The sequence below is a fragment of the Streptomyces sp. GbtcB6 genome (assembly GCF_019091475.1).
Classification (GTDB): domain Bacteria; phylum Actinomycetota; class Actinomycetes; order Streptomycetales; family Streptomycetaceae; genus Streptomyces; species Streptomyces hyaluromycini.
Genome location: NZ_JAGXJL010000097.1, coordinates 1 through 20,633, shown reverse-complemented (window position 1 = coordinate 20,633; position 20,633 = coordinate 1). Strand labels below are relative to the sequence as shown.

General features: G+C 68.2%; 17 protein-coding genes, 1 tRNA gene and 3 pseudogenes. 9 read left to right on the top strand and 12 right to left on the bottom strand.

The window, feature by feature from the left end; all coding sequences use genetic code 11:
• Nucleotides 1-326, top strand: a pseudogene (locus KVT45_RS52855) (hypothetical protein); the annotation flags it as partial.
• Here the strand turns inward: KVT45_RS52855 and KVT45_RS52850 are convergent.
• Nucleotides 288-1,124 carry a DMT family transporter gene (locus KVT45_RS52850; RefSeq protein ID WP_254648659.1) on the bottom strand — a complete coding sequence of 279 codons (837 nt, stop codon included), beginning with the start codon at nt 1,122-1,124 and terminating at the stop codon, nt 288-290. The pseudogene KVT45_RS52855 and the gene KVT45_RS52850 overlap by 39 nt on opposite strands.
• A 138-nt stretch (nt 1,125-1,262) precedes the next feature.
• Here KVT45_RS52850 and KVT45_RS52845 point away from each other — a divergent pair, with 138 nt between their 5' ends.
• The 3 genes from KVT45_RS52845 to KVT45_RS52835 all read left to right on the top strand — a co-directional run bounded on the left by KVT45_RS52845 (nt 1,263) and on the right by KVT45_RS52835 (nt 3,253).
• The gene (locus KVT45_RS52845; RefSeq protein WP_254648658.1) at nt 1,263-2,222 is read left to right on the top strand and encodes a LysR family transcriptional regulator; all 960 of its coding nucleotides are present in this window, start codon (nt 1,263-1,265) and stop codon (nt 2,220-2,222) included.
• Between the two features lie 99 nt (nt 2,223-2,321).
• The gene (locus tag KVT45_RS57405) at nt 2,322-2,582 is read left to right on the top strand and encodes a cupin domain-containing protein (protein ID WP_217561907.1); all 261 of its coding nucleotides are present in this window, start codon (nt 2,322-2,324) and stop codon (nt 2,580-2,582) included.
• 215 nt (nt 2,583-2,797) lie between these two features.
• Nucleotides 2,798-3,253: an N-acetyltransferase gene (locus KVT45_RS52835; RefSeq protein WP_254648657.1), complete on the top strand. Its 456-nt coding sequence runs from the start codon at nt 2,798-2,800 to the stop codon at nt 3,251-3,253.
• Nucleotides 3,254-3,505: 252 nt separating this feature from the next.
• On the opposite strand, the gene KVT45_RS52830 is transcribed toward KVT45_RS52835, so the two are convergent.
• The 3 genes and pseudogenes from KVT45_RS52830 to KVT45_RS52820 form a co-directional block, all read right to left on the bottom strand.
• Nucleotides 3,506-6,331 (bottom strand): AAA family ATPase, encoded by a 2,826-nt coding sequence (locus tag KVT45_RS52830; protein ID WP_217561905.1) that lies wholly within the window; start codon nt 6,329-6,331, stop codon nt 3,506-3,508.
• Nucleotides 6,332-6,736: 405 nt separating this feature from the next.
• Nucleotides 6,737-6,838 (bottom strand): annotated as a pseudogene (locus KVT45_RS52825) (IS5/IS1182 family transposase); the annotation flags it as partial.
• A gap of 283 nt (nt 6,839-7,121) precedes the next feature.
• Nucleotides 7,122-9,806, bottom strand: coding sequence for an AAA family ATPase (locus tag KVT45_RS52820; protein WP_217561903.1), 2,685 nt, complete (start codon nt 9,804-9,806; stop codon nt 7,122-7,124).
• A gap of 564 nt (nt 9,807-10,370) precedes the next feature.
• On the opposite strand from KVT45_RS52820, the gene KVT45_RS52815 reads away from it, so the two are divergent.
• The gene (locus KVT45_RS52815; protein WP_308311151.1) at nt 10,371-11,006 is read left to right on the top strand and encodes a DUF308 domain-containing protein; all 636 of its coding nucleotides are present in this window, start codon (nt 10,371-10,373) and stop codon (nt 11,004-11,006) included.
• On the opposite strand, the gene KVT45_RS52810 is transcribed toward KVT45_RS52815, so the two are convergent.
• From KVT45_RS52810 to KVT45_RS52785, 6 genes are all read right to left on the bottom strand, one after another.
• Nucleotides 10,932-12,146 carry a CdaR family transcriptional regulator gene (locus KVT45_RS52810; protein ID WP_217561901.1) on the bottom strand — a complete coding sequence of 405 codons (1,215 nt, stop codon included), beginning with the start codon at nt 12,144-12,146 and terminating at the stop codon, nt 10,932-10,934. The two genes, KVT45_RS52815 and KVT45_RS52810, sit on opposite strands and share 75 nt — an antisense overlap.
• A gap of 128 nt (nt 12,147-12,274) precedes the next feature.
• Nucleotides 12,275-12,589, bottom strand: a complete 315-nt coding sequence (locus tag KVT45_RS52805) for a hypothetical protein (RefSeq protein WP_217561899.1) — start codon at nt 12,587-12,589, stop codon at nt 12,275-12,277.
• Nucleotides 12,590-13,005: 416 nt separating this feature from the next.
• Nucleotides 13,006-13,443 (bottom strand): DUF1003 domain-containing protein, encoded by a 438-nt coding sequence (locus KVT45_RS52800; protein ID WP_217561897.1) that lies wholly within the window; start codon nt 13,441-13,443, stop codon nt 13,006-13,008.
• A gap of 783 nt (nt 13,444-14,226) precedes the next feature.
• Nucleotides 14,227-14,640 carry a hypothetical protein gene (locus KVT45_RS52795; RefSeq protein WP_217561895.1) on the bottom strand — a complete coding sequence of 138 codons (414 nt, stop codon included), beginning with the start codon at nt 14,638-14,640 and terminating at the stop codon, nt 14,227-14,229.
• 81 nt (nt 14,641-14,721) lie between these two features.
• On the bottom strand, nt 14,722-15,252 hold the full coding sequence (locus KVT45_RS52790) for an HdeD family acid-resistance protein (protein ID WP_217561893.1): 531 nt from the start codon (nt 15,250-15,252) through the stop codon (nt 14,722-14,724).
• A gap of 153 nt (nt 15,253-15,405) precedes the next feature.
• On the bottom strand, nt 15,406-16,173 hold the full coding sequence (locus KVT45_RS52785; protein WP_217561891.1) for a response regulator transcription factor: 768 nt from the start codon (nt 16,171-16,173) through the stop codon (nt 15,406-15,408).
• 280 nt (nt 16,174-16,453) lie between these two features.
• Between KVT45_RS52785 and KVT45_RS52780 the strand changes: the two genes are divergently transcribed.
• Nucleotides 16,454-16,693: a hypothetical protein gene (locus tag KVT45_RS52780; RefSeq protein ID WP_217561915.1), complete on the top strand. Its 240-nt coding sequence runs from the start codon at nt 16,454-16,456 to the stop codon at nt 16,691-16,693.
• Nucleotides 16,694-16,935: 242 nt separating this feature from the next.
• Here KVT45_RS52780 and KVT45_RS52775 read toward each other — a convergent pair whose 3' ends face one another.
• Nucleotides 16,936-17,517 carry an HD domain-containing protein gene (locus tag KVT45_RS52775; protein WP_217561890.1) on the bottom strand — a complete coding sequence of 194 codons (582 nt, stop codon included), beginning with the start codon at nt 17,515-17,517 and terminating at the stop codon, nt 16,936-16,938.
• A gap of 71 nt (nt 17,518-17,588) precedes the next feature.
• On the opposite strand from KVT45_RS52775, the gene KVT45_RS52770 reads away from it, so the two are divergent.
• Together KVT45_RS52770 and KVT45_RS52765 are read left to right on the top strand one after the other, a co-directional pair.
• Nucleotides 17,589-17,867: a hypothetical protein gene (locus tag KVT45_RS52770; RefSeq protein WP_217561888.1), complete on the top strand. Its 279-nt coding sequence runs from the start codon at nt 17,589-17,591 to the stop codon at nt 17,865-17,867.
• 420 nt (nt 17,868-18,287) lie between these two features.
• Complete coding sequence (locus KVT45_RS52765) at nt 18,288-19,103, top strand: SAM-dependent methyltransferase (RefSeq protein ID WP_217561886.1); 816 nt, start codon at nt 18,288-18,290, stop codon at nt 19,101-19,103.
• A 227-nt stretch (nt 19,104-19,330) separates the two neighbouring features.
• Here the strand turns inward: KVT45_RS52765 and KVT45_RS52760 are convergent.
• Nucleotides 19,331-19,408: transfer RNA gene (locus KVT45_RS52760), tRNA-Met, on the bottom strand.
• 363 nt (nt 19,409-19,771) lie between these two features.
• On the opposite strand from KVT45_RS52760, the pseudogene KVT45_RS57400 reads away from it, so the two are divergent.
• A pseudogene (locus KVT45_RS57400) lies at nt 19,772-19,867 on the top strand (AAA family ATPase); the annotation flags it as partial.
• Nucleotides 19,868-20,633 lie beyond the last annotated feature (766 nt).

The following is a 20,633-nucleotide window of genomic DNA, read 5'->3' as shown; positions in this document are numbered from 1 at the left end:
GTCTGATGCGAAGTGTCAACCGGATCCTGGCCACCACCACCTCGGTGTGGTGCGACGACGTATGGGTCGTGGACTCCGCCCCGGTGGAATGCGGCCGCTCCCGCGAGACCGTCAAACGCTCCGACAACGAGACCTTCAAGGGACAGCTTGACCTCGAACGGCACCGAGGGCGCACACCCGGAGGTGTCATAGCCCGCGTCATGCAACGCATCCCCGCGCTGACCGCCGCGATCTGGCACAACGACGCCACCGGACAAACCGTCCTAACGCTCATTGGACTAGATCATCTAGACGCGGGCCTGTGCCACGGGCGGTGCGCTGGCTGAGGTCGCTGCCTGACGGGCGCCGGTGCGGGTGACGCCGATGCTGGCGACGACCACGCAGGCGATGCCGACGGCGGGTGCCAGGCCGGGCATCTGTCCGAGCACGAGGAGGCCGATCAGCGTGGCGATGGCGGGTTCGAGGCTCATCAGGGTGCCGAAGGCCGAGGTGGTCAGGCGGCGCAGGGCGAGGAATTCGAGGGCGAACGGCAGCACGGGGCTCAGGGCGGCCAGCGCGAGCATGGTCCACAGGGTCGGCCAGGTCACGTGGGTTGTGATGGCGGGTGCGGCGATGAGCAGGCCGATCAGGCCGGCAACGGGCATGGAGACGGCCAGTCCCTTCAGGCCGGTGACGCGGTCGCCGACACGCTGGGTCAGCAGAATGTAGGCGGCCCAGCAGGCCGCGGCGGCCAGCGCGTATCCCGCCCCGGGTGCATCGAGGCCCCCGTGCCAGGGCTGGGTCAGCAGCACAACACCTATGGCGGCCGCTGCGATCCACACCCTGCGGCCGTGCCCCGGCCCGTACACGGAAACGGCCAGCGGGCCCAGAAACTCCAGCGCGCTCGCGGTACCCAGGGGCAGGTGGGCGAGGGCGAGCATGAAGAACAGCATCATGCCCGCGCTCGCTGCGCCGAGCACGATGCAGGCCAGCAGGTCCGCCCGGGCAACGTCCCGGCGGCGGGGCCGGACAAGTACGAGCAGGAGCACACCGGCCCATCCCAGGCGCAGTCCGGCCGTGCCCAGCGCGCTGGGCTGGCCGAAGAGGGGAACGGCCAGCGCCGAGCCGAGCTGGACCGTGGTCATGGCAGCGACCGCCATCACGAAGCCGGCCTGCGTACCGCTCGGGCGGGATCGGGGTGAGAGGTGTGGCGAACTCATGGGCCTCAGTCAAGGCCCTGGGTATCGTTCGTGTCCACGTGCCGATGATGGACATTCCATTCGATGATCCTGGACAATCGGATGATGGAGACACGGCGTCTGCGGCTACTGGTGGAACTGTCCCGACTGGGCTCCATGCGAGCAGTCGCCGACACGTTGGGCACCACGACTTCGACGGTCTCGCAGCAGCTCGCGGTTCTCGCGCGGGAGATGGAGACCGCCCTGACCGAGCCCGAGGGACGGCGGGTGAGGCTCACCCCGGCCGGCCGGCGCCTGGCCGAGCACGCCGCGGTGATCCTCGCCGCCGTCGAGACCGCGCGCCTCGACCTCGCCCAGGACACCGAGCCCAACGGGACGTTGCGGGTGGCCGGATTCGCCACCGCCATCCGCGCCCACCTGCTGCCCCTCGTCACCGGCCTGGCCGTCAGCCATACACGGCTGCACATCCTCATCCGCGAGCACGAACCCGCCGAGTCCCTGGAACTGCTGACCGCGGACGAGACCGATCTCGCGCTCACCTACGACTACAACCTGGCCCCCGCCGCTGCAGACCCCGCGCTGCACGCCACTGCCCTGTGGACCGCCTCCTGGGGCCTGGGCGTTCCCGCCCAGGCCGATGTTCCCGACCCGGCGGACACCCTGAACGTCTTCGCCCGCTTCCGCGCACAGGACTGGATCGTCAACTCCCGCAACACCGCCGACGAGACGGTCATCCGCACCCTGGCCTCCATGGCAGGGTTCACGCCCCGCATCACCCATCAGGCCGACAGCCTCGACCTGGTCCAAGGCATGATCACCGTTGGGCTCGGGGTGGGACTGCTGCCGATCGGCACCCCCACCTTCCCCGGGGTCCGCCTGCTGCCGCTCACCGGCCCCGAGGTGACACTGCGCGCCTTCGCGGTCGCACGCCACGGCCGCCTGGCCTGGCCCCCACTCACGCTGGTCACCGACCTCCTCGTCCAGCAAGCCTCGGCCACCGCCGCGCACCCACCTCACCCCGGCACCACAGAGACCGGCGACTAGCCTGCTACCTGGGGACACTGGCCGCCTGCCCGCAGCGAGCGCCCATGCCGGAGGACAGCGAGGAGAGCAACCACGACCACCACGACCGCCCGTGCGAGCGTGCAGCACGAGGACGAACGGGTCCGCGTCACCCGCTGGGATTTCGAACCCGGGCAAAGCACCGGCCCCCACGTGCATGAGTACGACTACGTCGTCGTGCCCGTCACCGACGGGCGCACCGATGTGATCACCCCCGACGGCACGGTCACCCCCTCGCAGCTCAGGGCGGGCGAGTCCTACGCCCGCCCGGCCGGCGGCGAACACGAAGTCGCCAACGCCGGCACCACCCCGCTGGCCTTCGTCGAAATCGAGCTGAAGTGAGGCCCCACAGCGACGAAATCCGGCGAGCGCCAGGTGCCTAACTACGGTTACCGTACGCCGATGACCAGCACTTTCCCCCCCCGTCCCCTGCCCGGACGGCCACCCCCGCTGACACAGACGCCATCGTCGACACCCTGACCACCGCCTTCTTCCACGACCCCCTGTGGGGGCCGGCCTTCCCCGACGAACGGCAGCGCGCCGCTCAGGCGGCAGACATGTGGCGCCTGTACGTCACCTCCGCACTGCGTTACCCCTGGACACTCGTCACGCCGGGTGCAGAGGCCGCGGCCGTGTGGATCCCGCCGGGAGGCACCGAACTCACCGATCAGGAGGAAGACTGCCTGCCGGACCTGCTGACCGGGGCCGCTGGCGCCGAGGCGGCCAAGGCCATCCTGACGATCTACGACCAGCTCGAAGCCGCCCACCCCGAGGAGCCTTGCTTCTACCTCACCCTGCTCGGCGTCCACGACGACCACCGCGGCAAGGGGCTGGGCATGGGCCTGCTCGCCGAGAGCCTCGCGCGTATCGACGTGCTCGGTGCCCCCGCCTACCTCGAATCATCCAACCCGGCGAACATCGCCCGCTACCAAAGTGTCGGCTTCAACGCCCGCGATGAGATCACCATCGCCACCGGCCACATCGTCACCACCATGTGGCGGCCGGCCCGCTGAGCCGAGATTGCCGCTGTACCAGCACTCTCACAAATGACAGGTTGCGAGAGTGCTGCCAGAGCCTCGGAGTCGATCACGTTTCCACAGGTCGCAATTGGCAGAAGCCCTCTCAAAACCGGGGTGTTGCGCGAGACACTTTTGAAGTGGGCACGGCCCGCGAGCGGGAGACTCGGGGAAGACGGTCACCCCGGTTGCCCGGGAACTGGGCACCCACCGATGGCCGAGAACTCCCCGGGAGAAGCGTTCCCGCATTCACCCTCTGACCTGAGGATGCACGGAACTACCGGCAGAGCCGTTTTCGCAGGGTGTCATTGTGTCCAGGGCGGCGCGGAGTGCGGCGCGTGAGGTGATACCGAGCTTGGGGTACAGCCGGTGCAGGTGGGAGCCGACTGTGCGGTGGGACAGGAACAGCCGCTCGCCGATCTGCTTGTTGGTCAGGCCGAGGGCCGCCAGCTCGGCGATCTGCCGTTCCTGCGCGGTCAACCCCGCCGTCGGTGCGTCGGGAACGGAACTGGTCGCGATGCCGGCCGCGCGTAGCTCGCTGCGGGCCCGATGGGCCACGGCTTTCGCGCCGATACGGTCGAAGGTTTCCAGGGCGGCGCTCAGGTACAGACGGGCACGGGGGTCACGGGTGCGGCGCAGCCATTGTCCGTAGGCGAGCTCGATGCGTGCATGTTCCCATGGCCACCTGGCCGCTTGGGGCAGGGACAGGGCTGCCTCGAACTGGAGACCGGCCTCTGTCTCGTCGGCAGTCACGGCCGCGGCCCCGGCGGTGATCAGCGCTGTGCGGGGGGAGATGAGGTGGATGCCTGCTCGTTGCGCGGCGGCGACGTAGGCACGGGCCTCGTCCATGCGGCCGGTGCGGACCGCCGCCTCGACGAGGTCCCACAGTACCCACCGGGCCGGGATGCCGGGGCCCGGTGCCCCGGGTGGGTTGATCCTGGCCACCTGGGCATGGGCTTCCTCGTAGTCGCCTTCTCCCATGGCTGCGAGGCCGCGAGCCAACCGAGCGTGGGCCTCCGTTACTTCGATACCGCGAGGCACCGCCCAGGTCATGGTCTCCTTGCTGCGGGTCCGGACGAATTCCGTGTCGCCGCGGAGAGCCGCGCCCGTTGCCAGCAGGGCTTGGATCTGCCGTTCCCAGAAGTGGTAGCCGTAGACCGCTGCCAGGTCCAGCCCCTCCTGGGCCAGTCGCTCGGCCTCGTCCCACTGTCCGTGGATGTAGGAGTCGTGGCAGAGCAGCATCAGAGCGGGAATGACCATGGCGATCACGCCGCCGTCACGCTCCCGCTCAACCATGCGGCGGACCAGGTACCTGTAGTCGGACAGGGCGTCCATCGCGACCGCAGCGAAAGCCAGAGGGATCAACTGCCAAGGCGCCGCGTCGACAGGTAGCGCGGCGAAGGCGCCGGCGAGGCCCTTGCGCAACGCATTGGGGGCGCTTGTGGGATCGACGTGCGCGTCGTGGCACAACCTGAACGGGGCTACTACTGCCGGTTCAAACCGGCCCATTGCGGTGTTGAGAACCTGCCACGGCTCGGGGCGGAGAGTGTAGAGGCAGATGAGTAGCAGCGCGTACAGGATGCCGTAGTGGTCCCACTTGTTGTCGCCGGAGCCGCTGTCGGTGATGTCGTCGAGTGCCCAAGTCAGGAGTCTGTAGGCGGAATCGACATCGCCTTCGTCGTTGGTGAGGAGGTGTGCAGTGGCGGCGAAGACCAGCCCGGTCGGCGTGTTGAAGGCTTGTCCTGCATCGGCCAACAGCCGTGGAACATCTTCGTGTTGGCCGGTGAAGGTCGCGAGGTAGGCGGCCTCGACCAGTCGGCGGGCTCGGTCGCCCGGACGCGGGCTGAGTTCACCGGCCCGTATGAGGCCGGCAACTGCGGTGGATGCGGCGACGCGCCGTTCGTCGGGGCCGGCCGCCCCGTCCGGCACCGCGGCCGCGGCGTCGGACGAAGTGCCGCACCGCCAGGTGGACAGGGCCGCCTCGTCCAGCATCCGGGCCACCGTCTCGTTCGGTCCGATCGTGGCCTCGGCGAGATGCCATGCCCGCAGCTCGGGGAAGTCGGCCAAGGCCGCGGCCAGGGAACGGTGCGCGCTGCGGCGTTCGCCAGGGGAGGCAAGGTGCACGATCGCAGCGCGGATCAGCGGGTGGCGAAACAACATTCCGCCGACAGCCGCATCGACATGTACCAGGTTTGCCTGTTGCGCCGGGGCAAGGGCATCGACGTCCACGGAGTGCTGCGCGGCGCTCCACAGCGTGGTCAGGTCGGCGTCGGCGCTCAGCGCGGCCGTCAGAAGCAGCCCTCGGGTACGTGCGGGCAGTCTTTCGATGGCAGGAGCGAAGGCTGCCTCCAGACGCCCGGACAGAGGCAGCGGCGACGGAAGCGGGTCTTGGCCCGAGCGCTGTCGACTGTTCAACGCTGCAGGCAGTTCCCGCAGCGCGAGAGGGTTGCCCGCAGCCTCGGCCAGCAGCCGCCGCCGCACCGACGGCGGCAACCCAGGCCAACGGGCGTCCAGCAGCTCAGCCGCCGACTGCGCAGCCAGCGGCCCGACCTCGTGCACGGGCAACTGGAGTTGCTGGAAGAAGGAGTCGGTCCCGGTCCGCGCGGCAGCCAGGAAGACAATTGGATCATCACTGATCCTGCGGACGACGAACCTCAGCACGGCCGCACTGGCGCGGTCGAACCACGGCACATCGTCGGCGATCATCAGCAGCGGACGCTCGATGGTCACCTCGCCCAGCAGCGCAAGTACCGCCGCCGAAGCAGCCAACGGGTCCGGCGACAGTCCCTGCAGGAGACCGAAGATCCGGTCGAGGACACCGCGGTGGTGGCTGGACAGCCGGTCGGCGTGATGGCGCAGTGGGTAGAGCATTTGGTGCAGCGCCGAGAAGTTCATCTCAGCCTCGAACTCCACGGCAGAGGCACGCAGCACTCGCATTCCGCTGTCTGCGGCTCGTGCTGCGGCAGCATCCAGCAGTACGGTCTTCCCCACCCCCGGAGCGCCGCTCAGCAACAGGCCGGGGCGCCCCTGCCCCTGTCTGGCCAACAGCGAGTCCATCAAATCCAGCTCAGCCACGCGCCCAGCCAGTTCCACTTCAGGCCGTGAATTCACGGAATTCCCCCACCAAGTCGCTCACCCGGAAATTGATGATGGGTCGACAAGAAAGAGCATCCTTTGTTGTTCATTAAAAACGCGCGATGTTGTTGAGGTGAGGTACACGGCAGACAGACCGGAAATCGCTTTCGTGGATGAATGCCCCGCTTCACCTACGCAGCAAGATCCTTGCTGATTTAGGAGAGGTGACCCATGTTCCGGGTCACAGCAATCGGCGCCGAAAGCTGTGACAGGGAATAGGCCTGCCACGAGGCATCCGGGTACAGCGTCCAGCCGTGCCTCAGGCGCACGACGGCCGATGCGGCCGTTGTCAACCGTCCGGTCACGATTCGGTGACGCCCGAGGACTGCGGCGTACGCGGGCGCAGTTGGTGGGCTTGCGGTGGCATATGAGGGTTGCGGCGACGGCGGTGAAGGCGAAGAAGTGTTCCGGCCTGCGCTCGTAGCGGTGGTGGAGGCGCCCGCAGCCTGGCGCCGGTCCACTCAGTGAACTGGCGGAAGGCGGTCACCCTCGACAGTCCGAAGACATGTGGCAACCCTGCGGGCGTTCCGGAGCCGGCGGAACCATCCGCTGGAACAACTCCCGCAGGTCTTCCGGCGCCGATCGTTCGACGAGCGCAGCAGTCGTCACCCCAGACTGCCGCAAGATCACACCAACTGACATGAAGTCCAGGGAAGGCACTCCGTGCCACGGCCACTTGCACCGATTGACTACTCCCGCTCATACATCCGGCGGTGCGGCTAACCTGGTCTCAGCCGCTGCTCGTGGCCGGTTCCTGTAGGTTCAGCAACGGCGCCAGCTGACTGCGCGAGGTGATTCCGAGCTTGGGGAAGGCTCTGTACAGATGGGCGGCGACCGTGTGGCGTGACAGATTCAGTCGTTCTGCTATCTCCCGGTTCGAGAGCCCTTCCGCGGCCAGCCGAGTGATGAGTGTCTCCTGCCGGGACAGCAGTTTCACGACGGTCGGAAGCGGGTCGTTAGCTGCCTGCGCAGCCCTCTGGCAGGCCAGGTCGGAGGCGCCGATGAGCTCGAAGGAGTTCCGTGCCGAGAGCAGCATCGTGCGCGACCGTGCCCCCTGCCGGCAACGTCGCAGCCACTGTCCGTACGCCTGTTCCGTGCGTGCCTTCACCAGTGGCCAGCGGGTCAGGTCCTGGCCCAGCGCGACCAGGTACAGTTCCTCGGCCGCGTCGTCGGCGGCGAGCACGGCTCGCGCGTACGGCAGCTGCACGTGCAGCAACGGGGCGGGGGTCGCACGCGCTGCTTCCTCGAGGACCTCGAGTATGCGCGCGGCCTCCTGACGGCTGTTGCCACGGTCCGCGGCCATGACCAACGGCATCGCCGCGGCGAAGCCCTGCCAACGCAGGCCTTCGTGCGGTCGATCGACGAGACGCCTCAGCTCTTCGTAGGCCTCGGCGTACTTTCCGACACAGAGCTGTGCCACGCCACGGGCCAGCCGTAGCGTCGGGACGAGATCGGGGCGCTGCCATGCGGCCACGGTGTCGGCGAGTTCCCGCGCGCGCCCGGCCTGCCCCCGCAGTGCGGCGACGACCGCGTTCGTGCTGCTGAGCACGGCGGTCATGGCGGGCTGCGGAGTCCCGGCGAGGATCCGGCGTGCTTCTCCGATGAGTTGGACGGCGCGTGGCCAGTCCCCGACCAGCAGCAGGTCGACGGCGTGGGTGAGGAGTGTCTCCGAAAGCAGACCGAGTCGGCCTTGCTCGCGAAGAACGGGTTCTGCCCTGCCGAGCAGGTCGACTGCGCGGACCGGATCGCCGATCTCGTGCGCCGCTATGCCGGACAGCCGGAGGCCGTCGGGATCGGGGAGATGCCACCCTGTCTCGTTCGAAGGCAGCCGGTCCGCCACCAGTGGGCCGCAGCGCACGGGTTCGGCCAGCGCAAGCGCCGCGATGTGGCGTGGGTCGCTCGTGCCTGTCAGCTGCTCGGCGGCGACGACACCGGCGCGCAGAGCGGGGTCAGCACCGGTCCTGTGTACCCGGAGGGCCGCGCTCAGCAGCAGGTCGAGAGCCAGGTCGGGATCGCCCGCCGACAGTTCGACGATGTCACCCACCTGTGTCCGGGCCGGTCCGGGCTGTGGGTCCACGTCGGAGATGTCCCGGAGCGACCAGGCCCGCGCCCGGTCCGCAGCATTGAGTTCCTGACGTTCCGCCTCGTCGATCAGGGAGTGGGTCAGGCGGATACGGCCGAGGCCGTACGCATGCTCGGCCGCACCCAGCAGCCGGTGTCCCCGGATGGCCGAGTCCGCGGTGAGCTGCGCGGATCGCTCCAGCGCCCATATTGCGGCGCGGACTCCGTGGCGACGGAGCAAGGAAGCCTGAGCATCCGCCAGTTCGTCCGCGATCTCGTCGTCGGGGCCGCCGGCGGACTGGGCACGATGCCATGTGCGCCGGTCCGGCTGCTCGCACAGCACTTGCGCCATGGCGGCGTCGGCGGCCCGTCGGCGCACCGCCGTCTCCGCCTCCAGCACCGTGCACCGGACCACCGGATGGGGAAAGCGCAGTATCGTCCTGTCCAGTCGGATCAACGAGGCCGCGACCGCGCTGTCGAGGACATCCACCGTGACCGGGCGACCTGCCAGGACGGAGGCAGCGGCCAGGATCTCCGAGAGGTCTCCGACCTGGTCGACGGCCGCGACCAGCAGGGCGTCCCTGGCGAGGGCCGGCAGTTCGCCGAGGCCGCCCGCGAACGCCGTCGCCAGTGCGGGACTCACCGGCAGGTGGGCCCACGAACCCTGCGGTCCCCTCGGGCGCCACGCCGCGGGGAGTTCGACCAGCGCGAGCGGGTTGCCAAGCGCCTCTTCGAGTATCCGCTCCCGGACGGGAGGAGGCAGCGCGGCCGCGTGGCCGGCCAGCAGCCGTCGCGCGGAAGGCTCGTCGAGCACCGGCACGTCCAGTACGGGCACGCCCGGCAGGATCCATCCGCTGCTCACCGCGGCGAGGACGACGAACGGATTGTCGCTCGCCATGCGTGCCAGGAACGCCAGTACGTCCCGGGTGGGCCCGTCGAGCCACTGCGCGTCGTCTGCGATCAGCACCACGGGCTGCTCGGCCGCTCTCGTGGTGATCAGGTTGAATGCCGCCAGGGCCACCTTGAAGGTCCCCGGTACCGGTCCGGAACCGGTCTCGATCGCCGACCGCAGGATCCCGCCCTGTCCCGCGGGCAGGGCGTCCATCGCGCCGAGCACTGGCCCCAGCAACTCGCGGAGCCCCCCGAAGGGGGTGTCGTCGCAGCGTCCGGAGACCTCCAGTGTCAACCGTCCCGCTGTCCGGGCGGATTCGGCCGCGGCCCGCAGCAAGGCGGACCTGCCGACGCCGGGGCCGCCCTGCAGTGCCAGGGCACCCCCGGCGTCGGGCAGCCTCCGCATCAGTTCCCGCAGAACTCTCAACTGCTCGTCGCGGCCAAGGAGTCCGGCCTCGTACACGCGTCTCCCCGGCTGTTCCCGTGCGCTCAGTGCTTTCGCAGGAAGATCATAGGGACATCGGTTCGGCGGGTCTTGCGTCATGTGACTGGACCTGGAACCGCAAGCGGCGGACGACGCTCGGCGCGGCGTCCATCGGACATAGCGGCGCCGCCGCACGACCTTCAGTGCCCGAGCGCCCAGCGGGACGTTCAGCCAAGACGTGACCAGCCGGTGGACGAGCACGGCTGGCGTGGCCGCCCGCCGCCACGCCGAACGCGCTCAGACCGGTGATGGGCCGGGCCTCCGGAGCGCCCGGACCGCCCGGAACGGGGGGCGTTGGCGATCGGCCGGTCCGCCGGGTGCGCGGTACCGAGCCGGAGGAAGGCACAGGCCAACGGTGAGGTAGCGGATGCGGTCGTCCGACGTCATCACAGCAGGAGGCCACTCCCCAAGCGTTCGATTCTCGCTTCATGTCAGGAGCGAGGCGACGGCATCATCTACGGAAGGTCTCAGCATGCCCAGTTCGCCCAACACACTCTTCTGGCGCGGTCTGCCGGCCGTCGTCGTCGGCATCATCTCCGGCGCATGGCCCGGCATCACCGTCGGCGCCCTTGTCGTCCTCTCGCCGTCTACGCGTGCATGGGCGCGGCGATGGACGGTGCCCGTGCCTTCGCCGGCGACAGGACGGGCCCCGTCCTTGGCCGGCTGCTGCTCGCCCGGCTCTCGACGGCGGCCGGTGTGGGCGCGCCGGCGTGGCCCGGTATCACTGCCTTGGCACTCACCATCTGGGTGGGAGCGTGGGCGCTGACCACCGGTTTCATGGAGGTCGCCCTGGCGTTCCAGCGTGGCAGGACGGCGGGCGAGCGGGCCTGGTTCCTGCTGAACGGCCTGGTGTCGATCGCGCTCGCGTTCGTGCTGTTCGTCCGTCCGGACATCGGCGCGGTCTCACTCGCGACCGTCTTCGGGCTGTTCAGCATCGTCCACAGCGCCACAGCGCCACAGCGGTCTTCGCGTCCAGCGCAGAGCGGCACGCCAGCCGGTCCTGGCGAGTCGGCCGGTGAGGACATGCCGAGTCGAGTGATCAGCACGAACACACGACGAGGGCCGGGATCCTCGTCTTCCACCGGGCGCGCGGCCCCGGCCTGCTCAACCGTCCGCCGTCTCCGCGGTGACCGCCGGCTTCGACGACGGGGCCTTCGGCGTCTGCCTCACCGCGCGTAGCGCGAGCGCGAGTTCGGTGATGCCGCGTGGATCGGTCAGGGACCGGCCGGTGCGCTCGGAGATCCGGCGCAGGCGCGTACGCACGGTGTTGGGGTGGACATACAGGAGTTTGGCGGCCTTGTCCGCCGATCCACCGCAGCAGTACCACGCGTCCAGTGTGTCCAACAGCAACTCGCGTTCGTCGGCAGGGAGGGCCTCGACCGGACCGAGGACCTTGGTGGCGACGCGCGCCATGACATCGGGTGCGCCGGCCGTAGCGACCGCGACCGGGGAGTCATCGAAGACGGTCACCGCATTGCTCTCCGCGTCACCGCTGCGCATGGCGACCTTGGCGAAGTGCAGCGCGTCCCCCGTGTGGGACAGCCGGTCGTAGGGAGGACTCACCCCCACACGGTGCTCCGCATGCTGCCGCAACACCTCGGTGAGGTCGTCCAGGTGCCGGGAGGTACGCAGATACACGATGCCCAGTTGGAGATCGGGGCGCAGCCGCCAGGCGGACAGGATGCCGCGCCGGCTCAGCACGGCTGCGACCTCCGGGAGGGCCTGTCGGCCTATCTGCGGTACCTCTGCGGCAACTACTGTGAACGGACCCGTGCGCGGCACGCCCAGGACCTCAGCGGCGGACCACAGGACGTCGGCGTCCATACTCCTGCCGTCCAGTAGCGCTTCCACCAGTGCCGAACGTTCATGTTCGCTGGCGAGGAGCCGCTGGGCCACCGTGTCGTGGTATCCGGAGACCATGGCCTCGGTGATGCTGTCGTGCAGCCCCCACATCGCCGAAGCGGCGGCGACCAGTTTGTCGCTCGCCACGGGGGTGGTGCTGCTGGCTTCGAGGGCCACCACCTCCCAGTAGTACCTCACGCCTACGCGGTAGGCCCTCATCACGGCGGGGAGCGGCACGTTCTGCAGGGCGCGTCGGCGGCCTATGTCGGCCGCGGCCGCGGTGTCCACAGGTACCTGTGTGGTCAGCCCGTAGAGCGCGTTTATGAGGTGGGTCCGACACGCCTCCTCCAAGTCCTCCGGGGGCACCACGTCGTAGTCCCGCGAGCCGGAACGGATCCGTGCCGTCATCTCCTTCGCCAGCTCGTCGACGCGTTCGAGCAACGCGGTCGCCAGGGTGCTGATGTCCTTGTCGACCACAGTCTTCTCCGGCTCAACGATCAGGGAAACGAGGCTCTACGGTACTTCCGGGGCGGGTGCCAGGACAGTGGCGGGATGCTGGCGGTGAGGCCTGGTCGTCTCCGGCTCTGTCTGGAGCTTCGTGACTCTCACGGTCCGGTGAGGATCCGGATGTGGAGGAGCCGGAAGGATACCCGGCCGTGCGTGGCCTGCTTGAGGGGTTTCACGCGGTTGACGCGGTCTTCCGCCTTCCACCATTGCTGAACTCCAGGTGTGGGTGTGGTCGGCGATGACGGCGTCGAGGCGCTGGCGGATCCACTCCAGAGGAGGTGACCTCGGTGGCTGCGGACCAGGTCCTGGAAGACGCGGGTCAGGTTGCCGGCGCGCGCGAGTTCCGGGCAGGCGAGGCGGACCTGCTCAAGCTGCCCGGTCTCGCCCTCACTCAGCTTCTCCCGCGGTCCCATGATCCAGCTTGTGGCCCTGTGGGGGCTGGGGACGGCGACACCGAAAGGTTCGGTGGTGTCGGATTCGAGAGCTGCGAGGTGCCTGCGGACGGCTTGACTCGACGGCCGGAAGGATCTGGTGGGGGGCTCACGCATTCTGTACGCCGTATCCCTGCGGACAGCCACCGCGTTTGCGGGGCAACATCCGGGCTGCTGTTTGGTCGGCCGGGCGTCTGCGCGGGTCACCAACCGGTCTATGGCCTCAACCTTGGTCCTGATCTCATTCGCCGAGGGCAGGGCAGGGCAGGGCACGCTCGCTGGGCGCCCCGACTCGCGTGAGCTCTTGATCAGATGCGACCCAACTGGCATTCCTTGCCGTGGAGTTGGCTGGCTCGTGACGCCAGTGGCAGGCACTGACACAAATCTCGCCACCTGGGTCACGACAGTTCGCGCCGCAGAGACGCCTTGTCTTCTCCGGCCAGCAGCCGTTGGTGCAGCTCGTTGGTCATGGTGTGGATGGCGCGGGTCAGTTCGGTGTTGGTCTTCAGCTCAAGTTCCTGCTCGACGAAGTCGTGGTCGGCCTTGGCCTGTTGGAACGCGGCCTGGCGGTTCTGGCCGATCATCTCGAAGGTAGAGAGGAAGATCGCCTCCAGCGTGACGTCCAGGGTCAGCGTCGGGCAGGGGCTGTCTTCGGCCAGGAGCATCCACGTGGCGAAGCCCACTGCGTGGATGTAGACGAAGAGCATGGAGCCGGCGAACTTGGTGATGGCGTCCGCGATGCGCACCTGCAGGTCGGACGCCTGCTGAGCCAGGTGGGCGGCGACCGCGGGGTGGTGCTTTGGGGGCTGCGCCTGCTGTGGGTCTGACTGGGGCATGAGGATTGCCATTCCTGCGGATGAGTAGGGCCTCGATGGGTCGAGATGCGCGGTGTTGCGCGGGTCTGGCTGCTCGGGCTGGGTAAGGGCTGCCGCAGGTGGTGCAGGCGCCTGGTCCGACACCTCAGCAGATCCTTGAGCGCGCTCACTCTGGTGCGGTTGGCTTGAGGTGTGTCCAACGGCAGGTCAGCTTGGCCGCCGGCGAGGAGGACGACACAGCGCTGCCGACCGCGCCAGGTACGGCCCTCGAACAGCAGGATCCGCTGTGACAGAACAACGTGCACACTGAGGCCGCCGACTTCCCGGCCGGCCCGCGGTGCCTGTTCGCCCGCCAGCCGCACTGCGAGCGTGCGGAAGCGAGAGCCACCGTCGCCGACGGGATCGGCGAGGGGCAGCGCCGGGGCGAGGCAGCACGGCAGGATCAGCGGCCGGCTCACCGCAATCGGACCGCGAAGACACCGCGGTCCGCCGTTCGGCGGCGTACCCGATCTGTCCGGGCACGCCGACTGCTGTCATCGTCCCGGTCCTGGGCCCATTTCGCGGGCAGGAACCAGCGCTACGGCAGAGGACAGGACGCTTGGTCGCCCGCAGTGTGAACGGAGACCGCGACCTGATGGTTCGACACGTTCACGTGGCCGTTCAAGGTCACTACCGCCGAGCGGTGCTGCGCAGTGAGCGGCTCGCCCTGGACTGCGACGTGAAAGACGGTACGTCGCGGTCCAGGGCGGATTGACCGGCTCGGCATTGGCGGTGATGCCAAGCCGGGCTTCATGGGAGGTTCCTCTACTGAGCGGCGAGATCGTCGGCGTCGGCGCGAGCGAGTACGGCGTCCACGACGGCGTACTCGGCCTGGTCCAGCACGTAGAACACCAGGGCGATCGCGTCGGCTGCGTCCTGCTCGGCATCGTCGGCGCGGCGTTCGGCCCGCTTGAGGTCGCGTTCGGCCTTGTGCTCGGCGATCGCCGCGCGGCGGTCGGCGAAGTGCTTCGCCACCGAATCGTGCAGATCACTTATCTGACTCTGTGCCCGGGCCTTGGCATCGTCGGCCTTGGCTCCAGCGGCGTCCAGGGACGCCTCGAGGCTGGCCTTCTTCGTCTCCAGCTGCTCGCGGTTCTTCGCCTTGGCAGCCGTGGCCGTGTCCTCGACGTTCTTCGTCCGGTCCGCCAACCGGCTGAGCTGGTCCGAAAGCTTGTCCATGGTATTTCCCATCTCGTGAGGTTGATTCGGTGGGGTCGCGGATATCGCGCGGCACGGGCCGCTCCCGCACTACGCTCGCCTCTAGGCCGCTCTCTGCCGCAGGTGGAACGAGAGGACGATGCCCGAAGCCCCGTACATCAGGCTGAACAGGCCGAACACCGTCGCCAGGGACAGTGCGCCGACGTCCGGTCGCACGAAGAGCGCGAACGCCAGCGCGACGGATGTCAGCCCGGTCAGCATGAACATCGCACGCTCCCCGGCGGACTCGCCCTCCTGGGACGCCATGCCGATCTCGACAGCGCCGGTGACCAGCGCCCACCCGGCGATCCAGAGGGTGAGTGCCAGAGCCGTGATGCCCGGCCACAACAGCGCGGCAGCCCCGCCCACGGCAGACAGCAGAGCCAGCAGCAGCCAGCCGAAGACCGGCCCCGCCCGGTTGCTGCTGAACGCGCGAACGGCGTCGTTCGCCGCGGCGAAGAAGGCGTAGAAGGCGAACAGGTAGACAAATGTGCCCACGGTAATGCTGGGCCACACAAGCGAAACCAGCCCGAACGCAACCGCGAGGATGCCACGCCACAACAGTGCGTTGGGTGAACCGATGATGGTGATCACTTCCCATCTCGACTGGCCATGGGTCGGTCGTGAGTGCCGCAGACATGGCCGGACTGCTGAGAGACAACGCGTGGTGGTACGTGCGTTGCCATGCCCCTGACCGGCCAATTTCCAACCCTGAGGCTAGGGCCCCCACGGCCCGTGCCCTATCTGTCATGTGACTGCATTACCGTGCACATCTGGCCGCGCAGGTTCGAGGCGGCCCAGGTCCGAGCCGGTTGGCGTGCCACGACGGCGAGCGGATCGCATACGACGCCGATGTCGTGGTCGCTGCCGAAGACGCTTGTCCTTGCGGCCACCGCGGACCGCCCCGGCGCCTTGCTCCCGGCCCCGCACTGCCGCGCCAGCAGGTCTGCACGAGCCGACGGCAGCCACGGCTGAGCTCTGTCGTTGGGGTTGCTTCGCCGGCCGCGGGTGGCCGCTATGGGCCTCGATGCGCTCCTCCAGCGTCCTTATCGCCTTCAGGGCGCTGCTCAGAGCGGCGCGCGAGGTGATGCCGAGCTTGGGAAACAACCGGAGCAGATGAGATCCGACGGTGCGGTGAGAAAGGAAGAGCCGTTCGCCGATCTGCTTGTTGCTCAGGCCGAAGACGGCCAGTTCGGCGCTCTGTCGTTGCTCGGCGGTCAGCGCGGACGCCGATGTGTCCACCCGGACGGAGCCCACGCCGCTGGCACGCAGTTCGTTGCGGGCTCGCTCGGCCATCGCCTTTGCACCGGTCCGGTCGAACGTGTCGAATGCGGAGTCGAGGTGCGGGCGGGCGCGGCTGTCGCGTGTGCGGCGCAGCCATTGTCCGTAGGCGAGTTGGATGCGTGCGCGTACCCACGGCCACCGGGCCGCTTGAGGAAGGGCCAGGGCGGCCTCGAACAGTGGACCGGACTCGTCGTCGGCGGCGGCCAGGGCCGCGGCCCCGGCCGTGATCATTGGCGCAACACCTGAACCTCGAACCAAACAACCTCACCAGGACAAAACGCTCTTTGAGGGAGTGAGGCTTATATCGCAATGCGAGAGCTGCGGTGGGGAGCTGGTGCGCGACGTCGGTCAGTTCATCGACCGGGGCCGGTTGCAGTGGGGCGTTGACGGGCAGTGTCAAGACTGCCCGAACGCATGGTGCGAGACAGACACAGGCTCGGCCCTTGATGAGATCAGGCAGGCGCTGCCGACCGAACACGGTGCCGCTCGGCTCCGCCTTACGAACCAAGAGGTGAGCCTCGTTCCCGTCCTGCGGGCCCTGCCTGAGATGCAGCACCTCTCGTTGGGCGAGGCGCGACGGATGGCCACCGACTTCAAGGAAGTTGGCCTGGTCGGCACGTCCGTGGAAGTGGCTTACCTGGCCGAGGAGCTACGCAACCGGTCCCTCACCGTGACCATCACCCCGGGTCATGTCCCTCGGGGTGGTGCAACTCGGTCCGGCCGTGCGGCGGTCAACGAGGGTCTGCTCTGACTATCCGGTGGCGAGTGCGGGGGCCGCTGGTGATTCGTTGATTCGGGGCTTGGCGCTGTGTTGGGCCATGGAGCCTTCGGAGCGGTATCGGCATGCGGCCAGCGGATGGCAGACACATACCCACAGCCCTCACCATGCTCGATGACATCGCCGCCGACGGGCCGTCGACTCCGGTCACGACCGATCGAAACGCCCGGCCCTCGGTCGACTCGTGTGCACCGCCGGCCTGCCTCTGGCTCCCGTCAGCCGCCGGCTTGCCTGAGCAGTTCAGCCGCGATGGAGAAGGGCGGCGCCGCCTTCGGAGACTTTCGGGCGTGCTTCACGATGGCCACCTGGAGCGAGCGGTCATCGGGCGACCGCGGGTAGGCGAGCCGCACGGGCTCCTGCAGCTCGGGGGAAAGCTCGGTGAAGCGGCCACCGTCGGTGAAGACGCCCTTGTGGGTCAGGTAGGTCAGCAGGCCCATGCGGTCGGCGAGGCCGAGCGAGCTGTGCAGGGCGATGGCTTCCCAGACCCGGCTGATGTCACCATCAGGGACCCCGTGCTCAGCCAGCAGCTTTGCGGCGAGGTCCGCGCCTTCGACCTCGAATCGGGCATTGCCCCCGGCAAGCGTCCCCAGCCCGAGGTCGTGCATGACCGTGGCTGCGAACAGCAGGCCCTCGTCGTATGCCGCATCGGTGAGCAGGCCTTCTTGCTGAGCAGTCAGCCGTGCGAAGTAGAAACTGCGCAGGCTGTGTTCGGCAATCTGCTTGTCCACCGTCTCGTGCAGGATCGCGAGGGCTGCCTCGGCGATGTCGCCAGTTGGTACAACCAGAGGATCGTTCATGGTCAGAACCTAAGCTGCCGCCGCCGTCCACAAACAGTGGCCCGTGGGCCCTCCTCCGCTACGATTGGGCCATGATCTCCGATGATGTGGCCGTGCCTCTGCGTCATCACGTTGTCGTACTGAGCCTGCCCGGTGTGCTGCCGCTCGAGCTGGGCATCGCGGCACAGATCTTCGCGATGGACCCGAACTACGAGCTGAGGGTTGCGACGTATGAGCAGGTCGTGCCCGTGGCCCGCTCAGGGTGTGATTCCGGGGTCCGTAGTTGGTGTGGTGAGGGTGGCTTGAGCTGGGATGTTGTGGATTCTCTGGTACGGAGTTTGGCGCTTGCGGGAAGCTGGAGGCGGTTGTGATGGGGCGTCTGGCCTGTGATTGTTCGGGGTTCGTTGATAACAGCGGTGTGGTGTTGGTGATGGTGCCCGGCATCTAAAGAGCTGACGCGGGTTTGTACTGGTCAGCGGCTTGTTGTGTGGTCAGGGCTTGTAAGGGTGCACGACCTTCCCCAGGGTGAGCCGGGTTCCGTATCAGCTGGCCGGCCGGGAGCGGATCACGAGGACGCTTGGTGGATCTAGTCGTCCGGCAGGGGCGGACCGGCCCAAGTGGCGACAGCCGCAGGCAGAGCGTCGTAGACCCAAGTCTCCTCCGGCCCACCTGTTCCGGGACACGACGATGGCGGTGTGCGGCAGAATGACGCCCACCGATGTGCCATAGCGCAGCCGTGACCGCAAGTGCCCTGTTTCACGCGGTCTTTGGGCGTGTGAGGAGAGGAAGACGTGAGCGAGAACCAGAGCGCCAGCGCCGCAGTGCAGCGACTCGACACTGGGACGGCGCACAACGCTCGCGTGTGGAACTACTGGCAGGGCGGCAAGGACAACTACAAGGTCGACCAGCAGGTAGGCGATCACGTTGCCGGAATGATCCCCGTCATCCGCGACATCGCGCGCGCCGACCGGGAGTTCCTTGGCCGCGCCGTGCGCTGTCTGGCGGAGGAGCACGGCATCCGTCAGTTCCTCGACATCGGCACCGGCCTGCCGGCCTTGGAGAACACCCACGAGATCGCCCAGCGGATCGCCCCCGAGTCGCGGATCGTGTACGTCGACAATGACCCCATCGTGCTCGCGCACGCCCGCGCCCTGCTGACCGGTGCCCCGGAAGGCGCCACCGACTACATCGACGCCGATGTGCACGACCCGGACACCATTCTGCGCATCTCCGGACGGACACTCGACTTCACCAAGCCCACCGCACTCATGCTGCTCGGCATCCTCAACTTCGTCCTTGACGGTGACGAGGCGCGGGCCATCGCACGTCGGCTCGTGGAGGCGCTGTCCCCCGGCAGCTTCCTCGTACTGACCCATCCCACCACGGAGCCCGAACTCGGCGGCGACCTCCAGCTTGAGGCGATGGAGTTCTGGAACGCCAACGCCAAACCGCCGGTCACCGCCCGCAGCAGCGAGGAGGTCGCCCACTACTTCGACGGGCTCACGCTCCTGGAGCCCGGGCTCGTGTCCTGCTCGCTGTGGCGGCCGGAGCCCGGCGAAGAGCCCGCGGTCGTACCCCAGCTGGGAGCCGTGGCGCTGAAGCCGTGATCTCTCGCTTCACCTCGCTGCCGCGCACACTCACCGGCAGGCCCGCCCCTCGTTCCTGACGCCGGCCTCGCTACCTACCGCCCGGTGGGACATCTTGGCGCTGGTCAACGCCGGCGCCGTTGACGTGCGAAGGCACCCGGATACGTCTGGCGACGGCGTACGACCTGGAGCCCTGCTGCCGAACGACTCCGGCCCCCGGCGACGAAATGTCGCCGGGGGCCGGATGTTGGTAGCGGGGGCGGGATTTGAACCACGCGACCTCTGGGTTATGAGCCCAGCGAGCTACCGACCTGCTCCACCCCGCGTCGGTGTCCTTACCGTACGGCATCCGCGCGGCGCCAACAGGGATTTATGCCGTCGGGCCGTCCTTCGGGTCTGCCACGGGGTGGTACCGAAGTCACGCCGACCTGCAGGCCGACTACTACGCAGAGATGGAACAGCACGCTTCATGGTGAGAGATCCACGGGTGATCCGGACTGGACCACTTCGGTGCAAGGGGCCCACCCGTAAGAGGTGGAGGGCGCCAAGCGCCGACTGCGGTTCTTCGCCTCTCTATTCCAGCTGGCCCTCGGGTTCGGGCTCGGGGCGGGCATAGCGTTCCCGGAGCCGATAGCCAGCACGCACGATCCAGCCCGGCCACTCCCGCTGGCGGCTGAGTACGAAGTTCAAACCGCCTCACCTTCAACGGCACCATCATCGAGACCGGCACCGCCTCCTACCGCCTCTCCACCACCCGGGCCCGAACCGAGAAATCCTCGGGCTGATCCTTCCAGCTTGTTCCGCGCCGCCTGAGGCTCCTATGACGGCGACCCGGGCACACGCTTCGCCTGGCCGAGCGGGCGGACATCGACAAGATCGAACCCGTCCTCGTGACGCACGAGATGCTGGACCTTGCCCAAACCGGAGTCACGGACGAATCCGACCCATCCCTGCGTCGTCGCATGCCGAAGAAGCCATCCGACGACATCCATCGTCACCCCAAAGTCGTCCTCATGGACGCACGATCGGACGGTCAGAGCCCACGGTTCGCTGCCGTCGAGGTTCGGCCTGTCCTCGGCCCGGACGAGCAGGGAAACATCGGCCCCGTCGAACGAATGGCTCGCCGAACCACTGGCAAAGGCCTGCCAGGGGCCGCCCCCAAAACTCCCAGTCGGTCGACTTCAGCTCCGCCGGCATCTCTTCCTGCCCCAGGAGCCACCTCAACTCCTGAAGCACCGGCTCGGGCAGATCCGGCGGCAGGTATTGGCTGGAGCGGGTTGCCGCCAGTCCAGTACAGGGCGGTGTCGATGTCGCGCGCAGTCCAGTCATCAGCGTGCGCTGGGCCGTGTTGGAGGAGGTCGTCGAGGAGTTTCAGGTAGCGGCTGTAGCGTCCCGGGGCGGGTGTGAGGGTGAGGCGGAGTGTGTCGAGGGCGTGTTGGACGCGGCGGTCGTAGACGGCCATCCGTTGGGGGGGTGAACCGCTCCGGGTTCGGTAGAGAGCGCTGATCCTTGGAAGGATGCGTCCATGCCTGCCCAGCGGAAGTACCCACC